Annotated in this window: 1 protein-coding gene; it reads left to right on the forward strand. The window is 73.9% G+C overall.

The window, feature by feature from the left end; all coding sequences use genetic code 11:
- Window positions 1-1,447: acetyl-CoA carboxylase biotin carboxylase subunit (locus A612_RS00435; protein ID WP_019372652.1), on the forward strand; the 1,447-nt coding region annotated here is incomplete at both ends.

Below are 1,447 nucleotides of genomic sequence, written 5' to 3' on the forward strand. Positions count from 1 at the left end.
GCGCGCGCCTGCCGCGATTACGGCGTGCGCTCGGTCGCCGTCTATGCCGACCCTGATGCCGACGCGCTGCATGTGCGCGCGGCCGACGAGGCCTGGGCCCTGGCGGGCACGCGCCCGGCCGAGACCTACCTGGCGATCGACCGGCTGCTCGACATCGCCCGCAAGAGCGGCGCGGATGCGGTGCATCCGGGCTACGGCTTCCTGGCCGAGCGTGCCGACTTCGCGCGGGCGGTGCGGGAGGCCGGGTTGGTCTGGATCGGTCCGCGCCCCGAGACCATCGAGGCCCTGGGCGACAAGGTCGCGGCGCGGCGCATCGCGCAGCAGGTGGGCGCCCCCCTGGTGGCCGGCACGCCCGGGCCGGTCGCCAGCAGCGCCGAGGTGCTGGCCTTCGCCCGCGAGCACGGGCTGCCCCTGGCCATCAAGGCGGCGCACGGCGGCGGCGGGCGCGGCCTGAAGGTCGCCTGGCAGATGGAGGAGGTGGCCGAGCTGTACGAGTCGGCGGTGCGCGAGGCCACGGCGGCCTTCGGGCGCGGCGAGTGCTATGTGGAGCAGTTCCTCGACCGCCCGCGCCACATCGAGGCCCAAGTGCTGGCCGACCGGCACGGCCAGGTGCTGGTGCTGGGCACGCGCGACTGCTCGCTGCAGCGGCGCAACCAGAAGCTGGTCGAGGAAGCGCCGGCGCCGTTCCTCACCGATGCGCAGCGCGCGCAGATCCACGAGGCGGCGCGCGCCATCTGCCAGGCGGCCGGCTACGAGAGCGCCGGTACGGTGGAATTCCTGCTCAGCCGCAACGGGCAGATTTCTTTCCTGGAAGTGAACACCCGCCTGCAGGTCGAGCACCCGGTGACCGAGGAGACCACCGGCGTGGACCTGGTGCTCGAACAGCTGCGGATTGCCGACGGGCTGCCGCTGCAGTGGACCGAGACGCCACCCGCCCGCGGCCACAGCCTTGAATTTCGCATCAATGCCGAGGATCCGGGCCGGGGCTACCTGCCGACGCCCGGGCGGATCATGGTCTTCGATGCGCCCAGCGGCCCGGGCGTGCGCCTGGACACGGGCGTGGCCGCGGGCAGCCAGGTGCCGGGCAGCTTCGATTCGCTCATGGCCAAGCTGATCGTCACCGGCGCAACGCGCGAGCAGGCGCTGGCGCGCGCGCGCCGGGCGCTGGCCGAGTTCCGCATCGAGGGGGTGGCCTCGGTGCTGCCCTTCCATCGCGCGGTGCTCGACGACCCGGCCTTCACCGCTGCCGGCGCCGAGAGTTTCGCGGTGCACACGCGCTGGATCGAGACCGAGATGCGCTGCGAGTTCGAGAGCGCTGCGTGGCCGCAGGACGGCACGGAAGGAGCGCTGCTGCGCACCTTCATCGAACTCGACGGCCGCCGCCTGAGCCTGGGGCTGCCGGCCGCGCTGGGCTGGCAGGCGGGCGCCGCAGCCGCGGCGCGCGCGC

The organism is Melaminivora alkalimesophila, from assembly GCF_000282995.1.
In the GTDB taxonomy this organism is placed as follows: domain Bacteria; phylum Pseudomonadota; class Gammaproteobacteria; order Burkholderiales; family Burkholderiaceae_C; genus Melaminivora; species Melaminivora alkalimesophila.